This window comes from Paenibacillus sp. FSL K6-1230, assembly GCF_038002385.1.
Lineage (GTDB): Bacteria > Bacillota > Bacilli > Paenibacillales > Paenibacillaceae > Paenibacillus > Paenibacillus massiliensis.
In genome coordinates, this window is the sequence record NZ_JBBOCK010000001.1 from 3,577,547 (window position 1) to 3,596,848 (window position 19,302).

A 19,302-nucleotide genomic window follows, 5' to 3' on the forward strand; every position below is an offset into this window, starting at 1 on the left:
TTTCATTCTGTAGCTGTAATCGCCACTTTTCCTATTGCTGTAGCTTACCTTCCATTAATTCGAGCACAGCACGTCCGATATCCTGCTGACGCATGAAATATTCCCCTACCAGTATCCCCTGTGCTCCTGTTCCTCTAAGAAACTCTACATCCTGCGGCCCAGCTATGCCACTTTCACTGATTAGTGTTACATCATCCGGTACCAAGGCAGCTAATTGCTCCGTCGTCTCCAGTCTGGTCTCGAATGTACGCAGATCCCGGTTGTTCACCCCGATGAGGGTAGCTCCATCCACCTCTAATACCGTCTCCAGTTCTTGACGATCATGAACCTCCACGAGTACATCCATACCTAGTTCACGGGCTGTGCGATGGTAGCTGGCGATCTGCTCTGGTTCCAAAATGGCCGCGATCAACAGAATTGCGTCTGCTCCCAGCACTCGTGCTTCATAGATTTGCAGCTCATCAATAATAAAATCCTTACGAAGCAACGGGATGCTGACGGTATTTCGAATAGAGCGCAGTACCTCAGGTCCCCCCTGGAAATATTCCACGTCCGTAAGCACCGAGATGCAATCTGCACCAGCCTCTTCATAGGCACGGGCAATGTCCAACGGATGAAAATCAGGGCGAATCAAGCCCTTGGAGGGTGAGGCCTTCTTGACCTCTGCGATCAGGCCCATAGGCCGTGTGCGATTTTGTGAGAGCGCAGCCTCGAAGCCCTTGGTGGCAGGTAACTCTCTAATCACTCTTTCTGCCTCTGCGATAGAAAAGCTTTCCTTAAGTCTCGCAACTTCTTTGTGCTTGGTGACGACGATTTGATCAAGATACATGCTCATATCCTCCTGTTGCCATAATTAACTGCTGTAGTTTTTCCTTTGCTTTGCCTGTATCAATGACCTGTGCAGCGGTGGCTACACCTGCCTGCAAAGAATCGGCCAGACCTGCGACATAGATGCAGGCACCTGCATTGGCCAACACTACATCACGATACGGTCCCTGCTCTCCGTTCAGAACACGGTGGATGATAAGCGCATTAGTAGCTGCATCCCCACCCAATACCTGCTCCAGAGGATATGTGCTAAGCCCCAATTGCCCGGGATCTATATCGTATGTCAGTATATCTCCATTCCTGAGCTCCGACACCGTCGTCGGGGCTGAAATGCTAATCTCATCCAGTCCTTCATGACTGCATACAACCAAAGCCCGTTTAGAACCTAGTCGCTGAAGCACGGCTGCCACAACATCCGTCTTACTCCGATCATAGATACCAAGCAGCTGACGATCAGCCCCTGCCGGATTGGTAAGCGGACCAAGCATATTGAATACGGTTCTGACCCCAAGCTCACGTCTTGGAGCAGCTGCATACTTCATAGAAGGGTGATACAACTGAGCGAACAGGAAGCATATACCGACATGCTCCAAGCACTCCTTCGCCTGCTCTCCGTTCAGATGAATATTCACACCTAGAGCTTCAAGTACATCTGCGCTGCCAGCTCTACCACTAGCCGAACGATTACCATGCTTGGCGACTCTCACAGAGGCTGCTGATGCGATAATAGCAGATACAGTAGAAATATTAAATTTATGAATACCAGATCCCCCAGTACCACAAGTGTCAAGGAGCTGACGCTGCTCTACCTGTACGCCTTGTGCATGCCCACGCATCGCTTCTGCGAAGCCTGTAATCTCCTCGACCGTCTCCCCCTTCATGCGCAGTGCTGTCAGCAAGCCGCCAATCTGAGCGGACGTGGCCTTTCCATTCATAATGTGCTCCATCATGCTCCGCGCTTCGAACTGGCTCAAGTCCTTGCCTTCCAGTATGTGGTTCAGTCCGTTCTGCATCAAGTGCTCCATGTTCATTGCCTACTCCTCCTCTTCTCAATTTGTAATCCTTCTTATGAATAATGCAGTGTCTGCCAGCGACACCTTTGTCTTATATGCTTATTGCATGCATGTCATCTGAATCCAATCAAGGAGCGAACAAGTAATCCTGATTCAGCACATCTCCCAATCTAGCAGGCTGTGGGAACATTTCTTCAGCTGTTCGAATCGCCTTCAGCATCGCCTTGGCCTTATTGATGGTCTCCATATATTCACTCTCTGCAACAGAGTCCCATACAATCCCCGCTCCAGCCTGTACGTAGGCTCTGCCCTTACGGAATACAATTGTCCGGATCGTAATACAAGTATCCATATTTCCCGTGAAGCCGAGATAGCCGATCGCTCCAGCATAGGCTCCTCTGGACTCACGCTCAAGCTCCCCGATAATCTCCATCGCTCTCAGCTTCGGAGCGCCCGAGACGGTTCCAGCTGGGAGGCAGGACAGGAAAGCATCAAAGAAATCCTTGTCCTTGGCAAGCTGTCCCGATACGTTGGACACAATATGCATTACATGTGAGTACCGCTCGATCTCCATGAATGTGTCACAGGTGACCGTGCCGAATTCAGACACTCTGCCCAGATCATTCCGCCCAAGGTCCACCAGCATCAGATGCTCTGCCCGTTCCTTCTCGTCCTTCAGCAGTTCCTCTGCCAAAGCCTGATCCTCTGCCTCTGTGCTACCGCGTGGTCTCGTGCCTGCAATGGGTCTCGTCTCTACGCGGCCATGATCGACCTTGACCAGCGCCTCTGGAGATGTACCGACGATGATTTCCTCGCCCATTTTCAAGTAGTACATATACGGAGAAGGATTCATCGTCCGCAGTACGCGGTAGACATGCAACGGCGATACCTCGGTATCAATATGGAAGCGTTGGGACAATACCACCTGAAAGATGTCCCCTGCGCGAATGTATTCCTTGGCCCGCTCCACATTCCCTATAAATTGCTCCTTCGTCACATTGGAGTGGATCGTTCCCAGCTCTACATCACCAGGTACTGTAGCTGCGCTGAACGGGTCCTCCTTCACAGGCTGCCGCAGCTGCATGGCCGTCGCTTCCAGCTTCCGCTCTACAGCGGCATACGCCCGGCGAATCTCATCATCCGTTGCACCTTCTGGCACATGTACATTGCCTACTAGCAGCATCTGCTGCTTGACATGGTCAAATACAATGATTTGATCACAGAACATGAAGCGAATATCATCCATATTAAGGTCATCCACCGCATGAGCGGGTAGCTTCTCATAATATTGAAGGAGATCATAACCGAAGAATCCGATGGCCCCTCCGGTGAACGGCGGCATCTCATCCAGCTTGGGGCTGCGGTATTTCCGCAGCAGCGTCTTGAGCGCCTCAATCGGCTTGCCGTGCACCTCTTGCTCCCTCCCTTTGCTGTTGATGACAAGCCGTCCTTTTTTACCGGAGATCATCAGAAAAGGGTCTTTGCCAATGAAGGAATAGCGAGCCCATTGCGCCCCACCCTCCACACTTTCCAGCAGAAAAGCATGCTCCTGCTCCGCATAACGGCGGAAAATCCGAATGGGTGTCTCCATGTCAGCCAGCACCTTTTTATGTACCGGGATCAGATTGTATTGACCGGCCATCGAAATTACAAGCTCTACATTAGGGGTCAGCATTTGATCGCTTCCTTCCTTCAATTCAAATATTTGCACTGCGACTTGTGATGGATAATATCTGGGCAAATAAAAAAGTCCCTACCGTAAGGTAGAGACTGTTGTCGTTAATGGATGTCGATTGCCGCCATATTTTGGGTAGTCCGATACTTGACATTAGAGTAACATCTATCGACGCCATTCTAATGAAGCAAGACTGCTCGAGGCTATATAGCTCCAGAGACTATAGAATGGCCCAGCTTCGCTGAACACGTAGTACTCTATAATCCTCGGTGAACTCATGCCTTTAGAACCCTTCGCAAGTCTATTCGTCTTACACCGATCCCGTTCAAACACACAACAGGATACTGCTGTATTGATCTCATAGACAGACCTTTGCGAAAAAATATGGACCTAGCTTATCTCAACTCTTCTCATCTCGACTCAACTGACTCTACTTCACTCAACTTAGCTATCCACAGTATATGGAATTATTCTTAGCCAAATTAGACTGTCGTGATCTGACCAATAGTTCATCACATCACTAAACCAGCTTCACTTGGGCACTCTAACTTTCACTCATCTATACTAGGCGCTTCCGCGCTAGCACTCATCTGCTTATCTAATAACCTAACAATCCTGCCTAGCTTGCGTTACATACTCATCTCATGCTGAACTCATCTGAACTATAGGTACACTATAGCGTAAAATGACACTCCTTGGCAACTCCCAAATTCATGAGCTGCTCTTGGAGGACGACAAGTCTGGTCGCAGGACCTTCGCGCCGCGTAAATATACGTGGTTGATCTCACGCTGCGTCTTGTTCGTATTGATCTGAACCATAAAGCGGATACAACGCTCTAGACTTCCTTGCACTGGTATCTCAACAGCGCACATCAGCGGGACGAGCTCCCAGCCCTCCAGCTCCCGAATGGCCTTGGCGGGGAAAGCGGCATCCAGATCCTGTGTCATAGTGATCCACACATGGCAGATCTGCTCCGGCTGAATCTGATTCCGGGATACAATATCATTCAATAGCTCTGCGGTCGCTTCGAGAATCTCGTCCGCATTGTTCGAGCTTACGGTCGTTGCTCCCCGAATTCCTCGATTATACACGCTTACTCCTCCTCTCTAAGCTGCTCGATGACCTCTCTGACCATCTCTATGGAAATATCCTTCACAATATCCACACGCCCCATCGCCCGTGGCACTACGAAAGTGACTACTCCCTCTTTGAACTTCTTGTCATGCATCATGGCGGTCAGCAGCTGCTCTGTAGCCAGATGCTTGGGCAGTACAGTGGGCAGCTTCAGTGCCTTCAGCATGCTCCGTGTCTCCACAGCGAGGGACGGGTCAGCTCCCAGACGTACGCCGAGCAGAGCTGAACCTACCATCCCGATTGAAATGGCCTCTCCGTGCAAAAATTCTCCGTAGCCAGCAATTGCTTCAATGGCATGACCGATCGTATGTCCCAAATTCAGAATGGCACGCAGTCCCTCTTCTCGCTCATCCTGAGAGACAACAGCTGCCTTGACTGCACAGCCTTGGCCCAAGCCATATTCAAGCGCATCGGGCTGAAGCGCCAATAGCTCCTCGGCATGCTCAAGGCACCAGTATGCGAAGGCTTCATCCCAAATCAGACCATGCTTCAGCATCTCCGAGAGTCCGGCTGACACCTCACGAGGAGGTAGCGTCAGTAAGGTGTCCACGTCATACAATACAAGCTCGGGTTGGTGGAAAGCGCCAATCATATTTTTAGCCAAAGGATGGTTAATGCCTACCTTGCCCCCTACGCTGCTATCATGCGCAAGGATAGTCGTCGGCACCTGGATGAACTTGATGCCACGCATGAAGCTCGCAGCCACAAAGCCCGCGAGATCACCTACAACTCCGCCACCTAGTGCGATGACCGCTGAGCTCCGATTCAGTCCTGCCTCCAGTGCAGTAGTGATAACTTGCTCATATACCGTCAAGGACTTGGAGGTCTCTCCAGCCTTCACGATCGAAGCAACTGTCGTGTACCCCTGCTCCCGCAGGCTGTCCTCCAGAATCTTCAAATATCTCGGAGCTGTATTATCATCAGCTACAATGAGTAGCGGGCTCTTGCTCGATATACCATGTTGGCGGAAATAATTGCCGGCCTCTGGCAGTAGCCCTCTACCGATATAGATGGGATACGTGCGTTCTTGATCCAATTGAACTGTAATGGTCTGCATCTTAGTAGCTATCCAGCTGTGCCTGATATGCTTTCATATTGGCATGCATCTCTTCAATGGAATCTCCGCCGAATTTTTCGAGCAGGGCCTTCGCAATCTCCCAGGCAACCACATGCTCCATGACGACACTTGCAGCAGGTACAGCACAGGCATCGGATCGCTCTACCTGAGCGGTGAAGGCCTCTTTGGTATCAATATCCACGCTTTGCAGCGGCTTATACAGAGTAGGAATTGGCTTCATAACTCCGCGCACAACGACAGGCATTCCATTTGTCATACCGCCCTCGAATCCACCCAGACGGTTCGTTCTACGATGGTAGCCTTTGTCCTCCGTGTACAGAATCTCATCATGCACCTGGGACCCGCGGATAGTACCAGCTTCGAAGCCGATCCCGATCTCAACACCCTTGAAGGCGTTGATAGACATCACTGCCTGCGCAATACGAGCGTCCAGCTTGCGATCATATTGCACGTGGCTTCCGAGTCCAATCGGAACACCCTCTACGATGCATTCTACGATGCCACCGACTGTGTCGCCTTCCTGCTTGATCTGATCAATGTATGCTTCCATCTTTTTCTCAGTCTCAGGGTCCGTTACACGCACCGAAGAAGCTTCCGTCACCTCAATCAACTCATCAATTGGCATGTCACGGTATGGTGCTTCAATCTCACCAATTCGAATGACTTGACCAGCCACTTTGATGCCGAACTCAGCCAGCAGCTGCCGTGCCAATGAACCACACGCCACGCGAATGGCTGTCTCACGAGCACTGGAGCGCTCCAGTACATTTCGCAGGTCCTTCAGGTTGTATTTCATACCCCCATTCAGATCAGCGTGTCCAGGACGAGGACGATGCACGCGACGCTTCTCTTCGTCACTGCCCTCAATCGGCTCAATGTTCATGATTTTCTGCCAATGCTTCCAATCCTTATTCTCCACAATGATGGCTACTGGTGCACCTGTCGTATACCCGTGACGCACTCCGCCAGCAATGGTAGCCGTATCTGTCTCGATCTGCATGCGCCGACCACGTCCGTATCCCTTCTGTCTGCGCTGCAGTTGAAAATTAATTTCCTCAAAATTCAATTTCAAATTACTAGGCAATCCTTCTACAATCGCTGTCAGTTGGGGTCCGTGTGTTTCCCCTGCCGTTAAGTAGCGTAGACTCATATTGCGCGTTCCCCCTTTAAACTGTTAAACTGTGCATCGCTAAAATCCGTTAACTCATTATAGTACAGCCAATGTGCTTTGACAAGAAATGCCGTGCCTGTGAAAAAACACACGCCGGCTCTCCTAAAGAGTCACGCGTGTGTTTCCCCAAACCTTGATGCTAGGCCTTTTTCCGATAGAAGAATGTCTCGGTAGCCTCCAGGTTGTACTGTCCTGGCGAGAATATCTGCTCCGTGCTGCCTACGAACAATACGCCCCCTGGCCGAAGACTCTTAGCGAATTTCTGATACAGCAGATGCTTGGCCTCTTCTGTAAAATAAATCATGACATTGCGACAAATGATTAGATCATACCCATCCTCAAAGGTATCTAGCAGCAAGTTCTGCTTCTTGAACTGCACAGCCTTCTTGAGCTTCTCATCAATTCGATACACCATGCCATCAGGCTTGAAGTATTTGCTAGCCACTTCCTTAGGTACATCCTTGAGTGACCTCTCCAAATACTTGCCTTCCTTCGCCTTCCCGAGCGCGCCGTCATCAATGTCTGTGGCATGAATCGTAGATTCCGCAAGCAGACCTTTTCCATCCAGAACCATAGCTAGGCTGTAAGGCTCTTCTCCTGTCGAGCAAGCTGCACTCCACAGCTTCAAGCGACGTTTTCCGGCAAGTAGCTCCGGCAATACAACATCCCGCAGCACTTCCCAGCGATTCGGATTTCTCCAGAATTCAGACACGTTGATGGTCATCCGATCCAAAAACTCATAGAAAAGCGGCTTTTCCTTCATCATTGCCTCATAGAAGGAGACAAAGGTCGTGTAGCCGTTCTTATTGCGGAGTGTCGTTAGACGCCGCTTCATCTGGGCTTCCTTATACTGTGCAAGATCAATACCTGTGCTTGTCTTAACGTTGCGAATGAACGCTGCGTAGTCAGGATCAGGCTGACTTTGTTCTAGCTGACTCATGATACCCATCCCTTACATGTATATTCTCCTAGATCCAGGTCGCCACGCTTTTCTCATACTGTACCAATTCTGTTGGAGCAAAAAAATTCGCAATTTCGCGCTCGGCACTCTGCGGAGAATCCGAGCCATGAATCAGGTTGAAGGGCGTATGGGCGGCAAAATCTCCGCGAATCGTCCCTGGCAGTGCCTCAGTTACACTCGTCTTCCCGATTAGCATACGGGACAGCGTGACGATATCGTCTCCCTCCCACACCATCGCAAAGACAGGGCCGGAAGTGATAAAGCTAACGAGTTTCTCAAAAAAAGGCTTGCCGACATGCTCTGCATAATGCCGCTCCGCCTGTTCTCTAGTAACCTGAACAAACTTTCCAGCAACCAGCTTGAAGCCTTTGTCCTCCAGGCGGCTGATAATTCTGCCGATTAACCCCCGTTGAACTCCATCTGGCTTAACCATTAGAAACGTGCGATCCATAGGCTCACTCTCCATCCGAATACGATTTCAGTATGTTATCGACCGAATCAATTTCACAACTTATTCATAGCCATTATGAAATTGATTCAACTTCCATTGTATTCTAACAGAAACCATGTAAACGTTTAAAGTACTTTGTCATCTGTTTAATAAGTTACGATAAACATGAATTCATGCTTCCCATTCATCTGTCAATACGTACGTCTGGTCACGAAATGGGCAATGTCTCGCAGTGTCTTCTTGACCTTCTGATCTGGTAAAAGATCCAGGGAACTCAAGGCTTTCTCTATATATCGGTCAGCCAGCTGCTCCGCTTTAGCCAATCCTCCGCTTGCTTTGATCAACTCAATCGCCTTCTGAGTGCTGTAACCGTCCTCATGAGCTCGAATCAATTCAATCTCATCTCTGAGCAGCCTACTAAGCTCCGGCTGCTGCAGCGCATAGATCACTGGCAGTGTAATATTGCCTTGTCTCATATCACTACCAGGCGGCTTACCAATCTGTTTTTCTGTTCCGCACAGATCGAGAATGTCATCCTGAATCTGGAATGCCATGCCCACATTGTACCCATAGCTATACAGCAACGAACCCACTGCCGGGGAGGCATCCGCAGCCATTGCACCAAGCTGACAGCTTACCGCGATTAGTAGCGCTGTTTTGCGGCGAATGCGCAGCAGATAGTTTCGCACGCTCTGTTCTGTATTGAAGAAATCTCGAATTTGTTCCATCTCGCCGATGGACATTTGCACCAAAGCCTTGGAGAGCACGCGGTGAATATCCGGGTTAGGTAGCTCCGCCACCATAGCCAGTGCCCGTGCATATATGTAGTCGCCAGTATACATCGCTATCCGATTGTCCCACTTGGCCTTCACCGTTAGCTGCCCTCTCCGGGTCTCGGCATCATCAATGACATCATCATGAACGAGCGAGGCTGAATGAATTAGCTCCAGTGGCACAGCCACGCGCTTCAGCCTTTCCAGATCATACGTGCCAAATTTGCCCCCCAGCAGTACGAACACAGGACGAAGCCGCTTGCCGCCTGCCTTGAGCAGATGCATGGAAGTCGCCCCAATCAACGGCTCATGCGTATCAATGCTACGGTAGAGCTCATCCTCGATGTAGCTCATATCTTTTTTTAATAAACCGAACAATTCCAATCGTTTCATTCTTTCACCCGTATCAGCATATTGTCATTCCATAATTCCAGGTTAATCTCTTGCGGAAGCAGACCCATCTCATGTGCATAACGTAGATACAGCTCAAGTCCACTTTGTTCTCTCTTGCCAAAATCATAACATAGATTGGTGAAATATTGCTTCCAGTATGTTTCTGTTCCGCCTATGTCCTTCATGGCCTGCTCTATGACCGGAGTCAAATTCTCCAGACTTTGACGCTTGCTGGCATAAAAAGCCTCCACGATCTCCGCGACAGCCTCAGGTCTATGCTCGGCGACTTCACGTCGGACAGCCCATACAGCAAAGGTCATGCTATGTCCCGTCCACTCCTTCCATAGAGCGCCAAGGTCAGTCACTATATAGTCCTCGTTGGCCCAGGAAGCACGGATCGCATGATCTCCGATTAACAATGCCGCATCAGCCTGTCTCATCATTGTATCCAAATCTGGCTCACAGTCAAAATATTCCGGCTTCCCACCCAAATACCTGCTCATGAGGATCTTCAACAAATTAATCGAGGTTGCTGATGTATTTGTCAGCGCTATCCTTCCGTTACGGATATCCTTCAACGGCTTGCGTGAGAAGAGCAAAATGGATTTCACCGCTCCGTCCACGCTGACAGATAATTGTGGAAGAATCAACAGATGCTCCGCCGCAGATGCGTAAGCAAAAGAAGACATAGCGCTCATATCGAGTAAGCCCTCTGTAATTCTGCGGTTCAGCACTGCCGGAACCTTCGTTACTAGCTCAGCCGATGTCCGAAGTTGCTCTGTATGAAAATGATGGAACACTGGCCACGCATTCGTATATTGTATTTTACCGATGAACAGAGGTTCATGATTGTCCTTGGTCATCTGGCTCACCCCATCTCGTATACAGCTTATGCTCTATGCGAAGACTGTCCAGCACCTTTCCGACAAGGAAGTGGACAAGATCTTCTATGCTACGTGGTTGAAAATAAAAAGCCGGCATGGCCGGAATGATCTTGACGCCAAGCTGTGCCAGCTTCAGCATATTCTCCAGGTGAATCGCATGAAGCGGAGTTTCGCGCGGTACCAGTACAAGAGGTCTCCCCTCCTTGATCATAACGTCAGCCGCTCTGGCCATCAGGTTATCTGAGGTCCCGTGAGCAACGGCAGACAACGTGCCCATGGAGCAAGGCATGACAATCATTGCATCCACCAGGAAGGAGCCACTAGCTACCGAGGCACCAATATCCGTTACCGGATGATATATAAGAGAACCGGGACGGTCTCCGAACATGTCGTTCAGTGTTCCTTCCCGGTCAGTCACATTCCAGCCAAGTTCTTCCTTCAATACGCGCCAGCCGGCATTAGAGACCACCAGGTGCACCTCGATGCCAGCATCAAGCAGCGTCTCGATTAGTCTGACGCCATAAATACTCCCGCTTGCACCTGTAATACCCACAACGATTCTCTTGTATGCTGCTGCAGCCATCATAATTGTCGCACCACTAAATCCAGGAAGGTAAAGACAAACACAACAATACTCAGCGCACCATTCATAGTGAAGAACGCCGTCTGCAGTCTGCTCAAGTCTTTAGGTGTCACAATGTAATGCTCGTAGAACAGGATAATGTAAGATAGAATCATGCCCGCCAGATACCACCAGCTCAGATTGGCTGCGAAGAACAGCACCACAAAGCCAATCGCCGTTACGATATGAAATGCCCGAGCAATATGAAGCGAACGAGCAACACCAAATCGTGCAGGTATCGAATACACACCTTCACGCTGATCGAACTCAATATCCTGACAAGCGTATATGATATCAAAGCCTGCCGTCCAGCAAGCAATGGTCAGATAAAAAACAAATGCAGCCCAATCAACCTGCCCGGTTACAGCAACCCAGCCGCCAAGCGGCGCCAGTCCAATGGTCAGACCCAGTACGACGTGACAGAGCCAGGTAAAGCGCTTCGTGTAGGAGTAGAATACCAGCATGAACAGCGCAACAGGGAACAGCTTGAAGGCCAGTGGGCTCAACTGGTACGATGCCCATAGCAACAAAGCAAGGCAGATCAGTGTAAAAATCAGTACCTCGGAGGACTTCAAAAGTCCTGCCGGAATTGCTCTACCAGCCGTACGCGGATTCTTGGCATCAATAAAGCGATCAATCATCCGATTGAAGCCGAACGCTGCGCTTCGAGCGCCGAACATTGCGAGTAAGATCCAGCCGATCTGCGCCCAGGTAGGCAATTGATTGCTTACTACAAAGGAGCCCAGAATCGCTCCCATAAATGCAAAAGGTAGAGCAAATACTGTATGCTCGATCTTGATCATTTCAGAGAAAATTTTGACTTTTTTAAACATGCTGACTCTCCTTAATTCCGATATGCAATGCCGCAATTCCTCCAGTTAACGGATAGGCTTTGACCTCTTTCAATCCGATCTCGCGGAAGATGCCGGCAAGCTCTTCCCTTCCGGGGAACAGTGCCAAAGAATCAGGAAGCCACTTGTACTGCTCGTATCTTTTCGCGAACCATTTGGCCAAACGAGGTAATACCTTCTGGAAATAAAAATAATACAGTCCCTTGAATGGCTGCCAAGTCGGCTTGGACAGCTCCAGGCATACCACTTGTCCACCAGGCTTGACTACCCGATGCATCTCACGAAGCACCTGATGAAGATCAGGTACATTGCGCAGTCCGAATCCAATCGTGATATGGTCAAAGGAATTATCTGCAAAAGGAAGCTCCATTGCGTTCCCCTGCACAAGCGTAATCTGCTGTTCACGCGATGCTTCCTTAATCTTTCGTCTGCCTACATCCAACATATTGTGGCTGAAGTCCAGTCCATGGATGTGCCCTGTTTCACTTGCATACGCCAGTGACAATGTCCAGTCACAGGTGCCGCAGCACAGGTCTAGAGCCGTGTCCCCTGGCCTGACCTCCATTTTCTTCATCGTGAATTTGCGCCAAGCCTTGTGTCGGCGAAAACTCAGGACATCATTCATAATATCGTACTTACCCGCAATACTCTCGAAGACCTCATGAACAAATTGTTCTTTCGGCTTGGTCTGACTTGAACCCACTGTATTCACCTAACCTTCCCTTGCAACCTGGCGATGATAATGTACGAGAGACAAGAACGGATCGATCATCCGCACAATATCGGAACGGATATCGGATTGTACCACACTCCAGCGTTCGATCTGCTCCAAGGCTGCATCCAGCTTGCCGAGAAGACCTTCTCTCACTTTATACTTCACTATAAGCCTGTCCCAGGATGCTCCATCCAGCTGACCATCAGCCAGCAATCCCCTGTCCTCCGGCGCTCCGGAGTTCTGGATAAGCCAATAGGCATAGCTGCACTTCGTAAGCATCTGCTTCGAGAGTGTCGTCAGCTCCTGTCCAATTGTCTCACATACAGCAAAGGACTCAAGCAGCCCTGCCCACGACTCCTGGTCAGCGACTGCAACCCTGCTCCCGAACGACTCGAACAAGGTCTTCTTCAACTGGACGCTCGCCCCCAGGTACTCTTGTGCTGTCAAGTTGTCTTGTCCCATCTTGGCATACAGCACCATCTTATCCTCATTCACCTGACAGACCGCACGGCTGAGGCTGGATATCGTCTCTACTTGTCCTGCATGAGACAACAGCTGATAGAAGCGGCTGCTGAAATAGTCCCCCGCAAGCACCTTCAGCTGCCTGGAGCGCATCTCACGCATCCCGAGTGTCCCTGAAGCATCTATCATGTCGTGGGTATCGAGACCCATCTGTACCAGCGAAGTGACGAGGGGATAGAGCTCCTCATATCCGTCATTCAGACCAGGATTCTTCTGTAAAAACAGAAACAACAGCCTGGCACGGCTGTCTGGAAAATCAGGCATATCCGTATGTTGCTGTATCATATCGTATTCCACGTATTTCGTAGCCATCTGGGGTATGCAGTACGGTTTCATCCTTAGCCTCCGAGCCTAAACTTTACTGTCAATTAAGATATCGCAATACTGTCTATTATATCACATCTACACTTTCAGTGCGACTTAAGAACCTTTATAACTCGCTCTTTTTTCGTTCAGTTCTGCTTGGAGTCCCGCATCCTAGTCATACGATGAAAAGCTGCTACGCCACAGTAAGGTATCTGTCACTCTGAAGGTCCGCTTGAGCTCCTCACTCAGTTCGGCTCTGTTCCAGCTACGGAGCTCGGTAAGAGACTGCTGCGGCCATTCATTTCGGCGTATGTCTGCCGCCAGCAGCAGATGGCGTCCTCCAGTCCAGGCATCCTCGGCCACAACGCGCAGCAGCAACTGCCTGACATTGGTCGTACCATAGAAGCAAAAGGCCGCTGCCTCAGCCATACTTCGATATACAGCCTCGGGCCCCATCCCCTGGGCTTCTAATTTAAGATCAAGCGTCAGCACCTCCTCGTCCCAAGACACTCGCATGATCGGCACATCCAGAGGAAGCACATTCATTTGGTCTACCAGGTTGTCTTCATTAAGTTCAATCCGCGGCTGGGGAAGTAGTACCTCCTCTGCCGACTGGTTCAGGCTGCTACCAATCTCAAGCTGATAGAGGCTGGGGAGCAGCACCGCAGCTGCGGCAGTGATAAGCAGGGAGCCCGCAAGCGTGATCCAGGGTTTCATGGGACCTCTCTCCTGTCTGTACAATTGGCTATATGTTCTATTATCGAATGGATATTGAATCTATAATCTTGGCTGCAGAGCTCCGCCCGATAATTCGTCCATACTTCATTGTACATAAGAAAAAAGCAGGCTATGCCTGCTTTTTAATCCTCGGTATCTACTTCACCGTGCTTAGTCAGCACGACAGCCTTGCCGCGAATCTTAATCGCCGAGGTATGCTCGGTGAACTGGACGATCAGAATTTCACCCTTGTCCAGCTTCTCGGAATGATGTAGCCGTGTATCCTGGCCCCGTGTCAAGCCGAAGACCTGACAGCCGTTGCTTTTCGCCTTGATGACGACATATTCATTGTTGTTGGGCGTAGTGTTCTCCATTGCCGATTCCTCCCGTTCTCAATATCTATATGATGGGATAGGCCCATAGGCTTTGTCAACTATCGGCAGCCCTTCTTCGCTGCTCATTCATCTCAAATGAAAAGGCTGTGAATAAAAATTCACAGCCTCTCTCTGCGTATCGGAAATATGTAAGAAAAACATCTATTGTCGTACTATCACAGCAGACAGACCACCTTTAAGTGGAAGTTTTTCTTGCGATAATCGAATGGTTCAGCTGCGCTGAAAACTTATAAATTCTATTATCTAAAGAAAAACATCTATTGTCGTACTATCACAGTAGACAGACCACTTTTAAGCAGAAGTTTTTCTTGCGATACTATTTAATTCCGTCCTTGAGTGCTTTACCCGGCTTGAATGCTGGGATTTTGCTAGCTGGAATTTCGATCTCTTCTCCTGTTTGCGGGTTACGACCTTTACGGGCGGAACGCTCACGAACCTCGAAGTTACCAAAACCCACCAATTGCACCTTGTCACCGGATTGCAGAGCCTCAGAAATCGTATCAAACAGTGCATCCACTGCTTTGGTTACATCCTTCTTGGACAGCTCAGTTTTCTCAGCAACTTGATTGATCAAGTCTGTCTTGTTCACGTTATTCACCTCCTGAATCCATTGTGTATTGCTGGAAATGACGATCTGCAGAACATCCGTCCTTCAGATCGCTGCTAACGAAGTAGTATCAACTCTTTCCGTTTTGCCGTCAAATATACGTATAACCGCTTATTTTTAGTTAGCAATGCCCAAAATCGCTGATAGAACAACATACTTAGGCCGGAACAAGGTTTATAGTAATACAGAAGATCAACAATTTCAAGTACGACGGCGATTCAAAACATAAAAAGTGACTGCAAGCGCCAGCACGAGCACCGTTCCTTTGATAATGTCATGCGCAAAATACTGTACATTCATCATGGTCAAGCCATTCACCAGCACGCCAATGAGCACAGAGCCAAAGAAGGTACCGATAACATTGGCCTTCCCCGCCCCCCATACAGAAAAACCTACGAATACAGCCGCGACAGCCTCCATCAGCAGAGGAGCACCAGCGTCAATCTGACCTGAGCCGACACGCGATGCATACAAAATCCCGCCGATCGCAGCAAATATACCCGAAGCCACGTAAGCCAGTGTACGCACACGGTTGACCTTGATCCCCGACAATCTTGCAGCTTCTCTGTTACCGCCAGTGACATACATCTGGCGTCCATACTTCGTATAGGTCAGGAAAATATGGACGAACAGTACAGCAATGATAAGTAACAGGACGGAGATCGGAATCCCCAGCAGCTTGCCCTGTCCCAGTAACAGAAATCCTGGAGACATGGAGCCTGGAGCCTTACTGCCATCCGGAAATTGCATGTTATTGTAGATGGTATAGCCCTGTGCGTACGTCTTGTGGAGACCACTGATAATATACATGACCGCAAGGGTCGCCAGCAGATCGGGAATGCGCAGCTTGACGATAAGTAGAGCGTTCATTAGTCCTACGATAGCACCAATTGCCAGCGAGACAATAATGACGATATATACGGGCTGCTCATACCAGATCATAAGCGTAGCAGCCGCTACCGTCGTTAGAGATACCGTCGAGCCCACAGACAGATCAAAGCCATCCACGATCTGGGAAAGGGTAACCCCAATGGCCACGAAGGTTACAATCGCAATGGAGCTTAGAATATCTGTCAAATTGTCATATGTGAAAAAGTACGGTAGTGTGATCGAAAAATAAATGAATACGGCAGCAATAACAATAACAGCCCCGTATCTAAAAGATGCGTTTAACCATGTGTCCTTCATGCCTTACTCCTCCCTACTGCCGCTGGCATACAGCAGCAGCCGTTCCTGATCCGTCTCACCTCTGGCAAATTCCTTCACAATGGCGCCATCGTACATCACGGCAATTCGATCCCCGATTCCGAGGCCTTCTGCAAATTCACAAGTCAGATAAATGACCGCCTTGCCAGCAGCAGCCAGCTCACCAATCAGCTTGAAAATGTCGCTTTTTGCTCCAATATCGACGCCCTTGGTCGGCTCATCAAATACGAACACACTTGCTCCCGTATTAAGCCACTTGCCGATGGCTACCTTTTGCTGATTGCCACCACTCAAATATTTGACCTCCTGCTGTATAGATGAGGTCTTGATTCCAAGGGAAGCGACAAGCTGCTGCCCATGAATACGCTCCTTCACGCGATTCACCCATCCGAACGAACTAAGCTGCTTCAGCATCGGCAGACTAAGATTACGCTCAACAGATTCATCGATCAGAATTCCCTGCTTGCGCCGCTCCTCTGGAACAGATACAATCCCTTGCTCGATCGCATCAGCAGGCTGCTTTATCCGCACCCTCTGACCAGACAGCATAATAACTCCTTCATCTGGTAGGTCCGCACCAGACAGCAGTCGGGACAGCTCGGTTTTCCCAGCTCCTACAAGACCGACTACCGCAAGCACCTCCCCCGCCCGCACCTTTAGATCGACTCCACGGACCTTGACTCCTTGCTTGAGACCCTGCGTCTCAAGAACTACATTACCTATAGCCGTATCCGACTTTGGGAACTCCTCCTCAAAGGTTTTGCCAAGCATGTGCTGCACAATGCCCGCTGTATCTGTATCTTGGGTAAAGCCTGTCCATACCTGCTGCCCATCTCGCATGACCGTGACGCGGTCGCTGTGCTCTATAACCTCAGGAAGGCGGTGTGTAATGAGAATACAAGCTACCCCTTCCTGCTTGAGCTGATGCATAATCTGGAACAATCGCACAGTCTCGCTCTGACTTAATGGCGCCGTAGGCTCATCAAAAATAATAACCTTAGCGTCATGGGTTAGGATGCGCGCGATCAGCACCATCTGTTTCTCTGCTAGCGCCAGATCCGCTGCCTTCTGCTGAAGGTCCAACTGAATTCCAAGCCGCTGCAGTGCCTGCTCAGCTTGCTGTCTCATCCCCCTGCCACCGAACCACAGCCCGCTGCCACGCGCGGAAAGTTCATCGAGCATGATATTTTCAGCTACTGTGAGCTGAGGCACCAGGACCGAATCAACCTCCTGATACACACAATGAATCCCCGCTTGCTTGGCCTCAAGTGGATCACGAATGCTCAATATTTGTTCATCCGCAGCAATTGTCCCGCTATCAGCGGTATATGCTCCTGATAATACCTTCATTAGCGTGCTTTTACCTGCACCATTGGCACCGAGCAGTGCATGTATCTCTCCACCACGTACGGAGAAATCCACTCCCTGCAGTGCCGGAACGCCCGAGAACTCTTTAGAAATTTCTTTCATCGTGAGCTCGTACATCGAATTACCCAAGGGGACCACCCTCCTGACTTTAGCCTTACATACAAGAACAGACGCGCCGTAGCGCGCCTGCCCGAACTTTCTGTCCTATCTCGTGCCTACGAAAGCCTTCTAAACTAGCTATAAAATGCTCCCGCATGGCGCCCCAACTCTGGTCACTAGTACGACTTATTGCGCAGACTCATATTCGCTCATCCAATCCTTCTTGCCTTGCTCACTTTGCCCCCATCCCTCTACATATTGAGAGAGTTCACTGGTGGAGATTTGCTGGTCAGGAAGGGCATCACGATGCACATACACGGGCTCCAGCACAACCTTCTCCTCCGGGTTGTCTCCATGGAGCTTTTGATATGCGTATCGTACCTGAACTCGTCCAATATCTGTAGGATCTACAGCCGCTGAAGCTACCCAAGGATTGCTAGGATCCTGGATCATTTGCAGATCCTCGTCGCTCATATCAATGCCATAGATCTTGATCTCATCGCGTCCAGCCTGTTGAATCGCACGTGCAGCCCCTTTGGCGAACTCATCCCAAGCAGCCCATACGGCTGTAATTTCGCCTTTCGGATATTGCTTCAGGACAGCTTCCATTTTGGCCTGTGTGTCCAATGCCGGGTTTTGTGCGGAACCAAAGGTCGCAATCTCTTTAATGTCTGGATTCTCCTCCAGGAACTTCGCATAGGACAGCTGTCGACGCTCCATTGGCGCAAAGCCTGCTACCCATACCTTGACAATGTTCCCTTTGCCGCCAATATCCTTCTTCATCTGTTCCAATGTCAGCTCTGCCATCTTCTGATCATCCTGTGACAAGACGACGGCTCCTGGCACGTTCACCGCTGCATCGAACACGATTACCGGAATCCCACGCTCTACCGCCTTCTTCAGACCTGGCTCCAGCAACGCATCTCCATGATCTGTCAGAATGGCATCAAATTGCTGTGTAATAGCACTATCCAGCAGCGAAGCCATCTTCGCTTTGTCATTATCTGCTACGAACTTAGTAAGCGTACCTCCGAATTTCTTAACCTCTTCTTCTACCCCCTGCACGTATTGCTGTGAGAAGGTACCTGTATTAAATTCCATAATTAACGCAATTCGTTTGCCTCTCAGATCTCCAGGTTCGGAGGAGCCTGCTGTGTTAGAGCTATCCCCGCCCCCGGCCGTCTGTGCGCTCTGACCACATGCACTCAGTATAACTACCAGCACCAGCATCAAGGATAATCCCCATACTTTTCTCTTTGTCTTCAACATCGTTCTGTTCCCCCTCGTCCTGCTTGTCCTACCCTGTAGGTGATTACATATTCATTCATGTTTATGAATTATTAAATAATATATCGCTTTAATCCGACAATGTAAATAGGTTTTAAAAGTTTATTTTTAAAATTCTAGCTATTCATGGTTTAGCTTAAAAAAGTCTAACAAACACAAATAAGGCACCTCAGCCATTGGCTTGAAGGCACCTTATCGTTGTCTCTATTTTCTGTTGCAAATTAGGCGATCTTGCTCAGCATCTG

The 19,302-nt window shown here is 49.6% G+C and carries 20 protein-coding genes; all 20 read right to left on the minus strand.

The genetic code is table 11. The features are described 5' to 3' along the window. Positions 1–31: 31 nt before the first annotated feature. The 20 genes from trpC to MKX74_RS15770 all read right to left on the minus strand — a co-directional run bounded on the left by trpC (position 32) and on the right by MKX74_RS15770 (position 19,039). Positions 32–829, minus strand: coding sequence for an indole-3-glycerol phosphate synthase TrpC (trpC, locus tag MKX74_RS15675; protein WP_341179074.1), 798 nt, complete (start codon positions 827–829; stop codon positions 32–34). Then, positions 819–1,859: an anthranilate phosphoribosyltransferase gene (gene trpD / locus MKX74_RS15680; protein ID WP_018886232.1), complete on the minus strand. Its 1,041-nt coding sequence runs from the start codon at positions 1,857–1,859 to the stop codon at positions 819–821. Before trpD ends, trpC begins: the two co-directional genes overlap by 11 nt. A 109-nt stretch (positions 1,860–1,968) precedes the next feature. Continuing rightward, on the minus strand, positions 1,969–3,516 hold the full coding sequence (gene trpE / locus MKX74_RS15685) for an anthranilate synthase component I (RefSeq protein ID WP_341179075.1): 1,548 nt from the start codon (positions 3,514–3,516) through the stop codon (positions 1,969–1,971). A 711-nt stretch (positions 3,517–4,227) separates the two neighbouring features. Beyond that, a complete protein-coding gene (gene aroH, locus MKX74_RS15690) occupies positions 4,228–4,608 on the minus strand; it encodes a chorismate mutase (protein ID WP_018886234.1) in 381 nt (126 codons plus the stop codon). Between the two features lie 2 nt (positions 4,609–4,610). Further along, a complete protein-coding gene (gene aroB, locus MKX74_RS15695; RefSeq protein WP_341179076.1) occupies positions 4,611–5,708 on the minus strand; it encodes a 3-dehydroquinate synthase in 1,098 nt (365 codons plus the stop codon). 1 nt (position 5,709) lies between these two features. After that, the gene (aroC, locus tag MKX74_RS15700; protein ID WP_018886236.1) at positions 5,710–6,879 is read right to left on the minus strand and encodes a chorismate synthase; all 1,170 of its coding nucleotides are present in this window, start codon (positions 6,877–6,879) and stop codon (positions 5,710–5,712) included. Positions 6,880–7,039: 160 nt separating this feature from the next. Next, positions 7,040–7,840: a CheR family methyltransferase gene (locus tag MKX74_RS15705; protein WP_025677774.1), complete on the minus strand. Its 801-nt coding sequence runs from the start codon at positions 7,838–7,840 to the stop codon at positions 7,040–7,042. Positions 7,841–7,868: 28 nt separating this feature from the next. Beyond that, on the minus strand, positions 7,869–8,312 hold the full coding sequence (ndk, locus tag MKX74_RS15710) for a nucleoside-diphosphate kinase (protein WP_018886239.1): 444 nt from the start codon (positions 8,310–8,312) through the stop codon (positions 7,869–7,871). A gap of 191 nt (positions 8,313–8,503) precedes the next feature. Further along, complete coding sequence (locus MKX74_RS15715; RefSeq protein WP_341179077.1) at positions 8,504–9,478, minus strand: polyprenyl synthetase family protein; 975 nt, start codon at positions 9,476–9,478, stop codon at positions 8,504–8,506. Then, entirely contained in the window at positions 9,475–10,341 is an 867-nt protein-coding gene (locus MKX74_RS15720; RefSeq protein WP_341179078.1) for a menaquinone biosynthesis protein, read from the minus strand. Before MKX74_RS15720 ends, MKX74_RS15715 begins: the two co-directional genes overlap by 4 nt. Then, positions 10,322–10,945 (minus strand): UbiX family flavin prenyltransferase, encoded by a 624-nt coding sequence (locus tag MKX74_RS15725; RefSeq protein WP_025677769.1) that lies wholly within the window; start codon positions 10,943–10,945, stop codon positions 10,322–10,324. Before MKX74_RS15725 ends, MKX74_RS15720 begins: the two co-directional genes overlap by 20 nt. After that, positions 10,945–11,817 carry a UbiA-like polyprenyltransferase gene (locus MKX74_RS15730; RefSeq protein ID WP_018886243.1) on the minus strand — a complete coding sequence of 291 codons (873 nt, stop codon included), beginning with the start codon at positions 11,815–11,817 and terminating at the stop codon, positions 10,945–10,947. The genes MKX74_RS15725 and MKX74_RS15730 overlap by 1 nt, the downstream gene beginning before the upstream one ends. Beyond that, complete coding sequence (locus tag MKX74_RS15735) at positions 11,810–12,538, minus strand: demethylmenaquinone methyltransferase (RefSeq protein ID WP_025677766.1); 729 nt, start codon at positions 12,536–12,538, stop codon at positions 11,810–11,812. The genes MKX74_RS15730 and MKX74_RS15735 overlap by 8 nt, the downstream gene beginning before the upstream one ends. Before the next feature lie 9 nt (positions 12,539–12,547). Continuing rightward, entirely contained in the window at positions 12,548–13,384 is an 837-nt protein-coding gene (locus tag MKX74_RS15740) for a heptaprenyl diphosphate synthase component 1 (protein WP_341179079.1), read from the minus strand. A gap of 165 nt (positions 13,385–13,549) precedes the next feature. Next, positions 13,550–14,095, minus strand: a complete 546-nt coding sequence (locus MKX74_RS15745) for a hypothetical protein (protein WP_341179080.1) — start codon at positions 14,093–14,095, stop codon at positions 13,550–13,552. 143 nt (positions 14,096–14,238) lie between these two features. Further along, entirely contained in the window at positions 14,239–14,469 is a 231-nt protein-coding gene (mtrB, locus tag MKX74_RS15750; RefSeq protein WP_018886247.1) for a trp RNA-binding attenuation protein MtrB, read from the minus strand. Between the two features lie 337 nt (positions 14,470–14,806). Beyond that, positions 14,807–15,088 carry an HU family DNA-binding protein gene (locus tag MKX74_RS15755; protein ID WP_407667801.1) on the minus strand — a complete coding sequence of 94 codons (282 nt, stop codon included), beginning with the start codon at positions 15,086–15,088 and terminating at the stop codon, positions 14,807–14,809. 210 nt (positions 15,089–15,298) lie between these two features. Continuing rightward, positions 15,299–16,285 carry an ABC transporter permease gene (locus MKX74_RS15760; RefSeq protein WP_025681411.1) on the minus strand — a complete coding sequence of 329 codons (987 nt, stop codon included), beginning with the start codon at positions 16,283–16,285 and terminating at the stop codon, positions 15,299–15,301. Positions 16,286–16,288: 3 nt separating this feature from the next. Then, a complete protein-coding gene (locus tag MKX74_RS15765; protein ID WP_341179081.1) occupies positions 16,289–17,800 on the minus strand; it encodes a sugar ABC transporter ATP-binding protein in 1,512 nt (503 codons plus the stop codon). 156 nt (positions 17,801–17,956) lie between these two features. Further along, a complete protein-coding gene (locus MKX74_RS15770) occupies positions 17,957–19,039 on the minus strand; it encodes a sugar ABC transporter substrate-binding protein (protein ID WP_341179082.1) in 1,083 nt (360 codons plus the stop codon). Between the last annotated feature and the right edge of the window lie 263 nt (positions 19,040–19,302).

Coding starts and splice junctions, on each gene's coding strand:
- trpC (WP_341179074.1), bottom strand. CDS start 829: ATGTATCTTGATCAAATCGTCGTCACCAAGCACAAAGAAGTTGCGAGA.
- MKX74_RS15740 (WP_341179079.1), bottom strand. CDS start 13,384: ATGGCTACGAAATACGTGGAATACGATATGATACAGCAACATACGGAT.
- MKX74_RS15725 (WP_025677769.1), bottom strand. CDS start 10,945: ATGGCTGCAGCAGCATACAAGAGAATCGTTGTGGGTATTACAGGTGCA.
- MKX74_RS15705 (WP_025677774.1), bottom strand. CDS start 7,840: ATGAGTCAGCTAGAACAAAGTCAGCCTGATCCTGACTACGCAGCGTTC.
- MKX74_RS15760 (WP_025681411.1), bottom strand. CDS start 16,285: ATGAAGGACACATGGTTAAACGCATCTTTTAGATACGGGGCTGTTATT.
- MKX74_RS15720 (WP_341179078.1), bottom strand. CDS start 10,341: ATGACCAAGGACAATCATGAACCTCTGTTCATCGGTAAAATACAATAT.
- MKX74_RS15745 (WP_341179080.1), bottom strand. CDS start 14,095: ATGAAACCCTGGATCACGCTTGCGGGCTCCCTGCTTATCACTGCCGCA.
- MKX74_RS15730 (WP_018886243.1), bottom strand. CDS start 11,817: ATGTTTAAAAAAGTCAAAATTTTCTCTGAAATGATCAAGATCGAGCAT.
- aroC (WP_018886236.1), bottom strand. CDS start 6,879: ATGAGTCTACGCTACTTAACGGCAGGGGAAACACACGGACCCCAACTG.
- ndk (WP_018886239.1), bottom strand. CDS start 8,312: ATGGATCGCACGTTTCTAATGGTTAAGCCAGATGGAGTTCAACGGGGG.
- trpE (WP_341179075.1), bottom strand. CDS start 3,516: ATGCTGACCCCTAATGTAGAGCTTGTAATTTCGATGGCCGGTCAATAC.
- MKX74_RS15715 (WP_341179077.1), bottom strand. CDS start 9,478: ATGAAACGATTGGAATTGTTCGGTTTATTAAAAAAAGATATGAGCTAC.
- aroB (WP_341179076.1), bottom strand. CDS start 5,708: ATGCAGACCATTACAGTTCAATTGGATCAAGAACGCACGTATCCCATC.
- MKX74_RS15770 (WP_341179082.1), bottom strand. CDS start 19,039: ATGTTGAAGACAAAGAGAAAAGTATGGGGATTATCCTTGATGCTGGTG.
- trpD (WP_018886232.1), bottom strand. CDS start 1,859: ATGAACATGGAGCACTTGATGCAGAACGGACTGAACCACATACTGGAA.
- mtrB (WP_018886247.1), bottom strand. CDS start 14,469: ATGGAGAACACTACGCCCAACAACAATGAATATGTCGTCATCAAGGCG.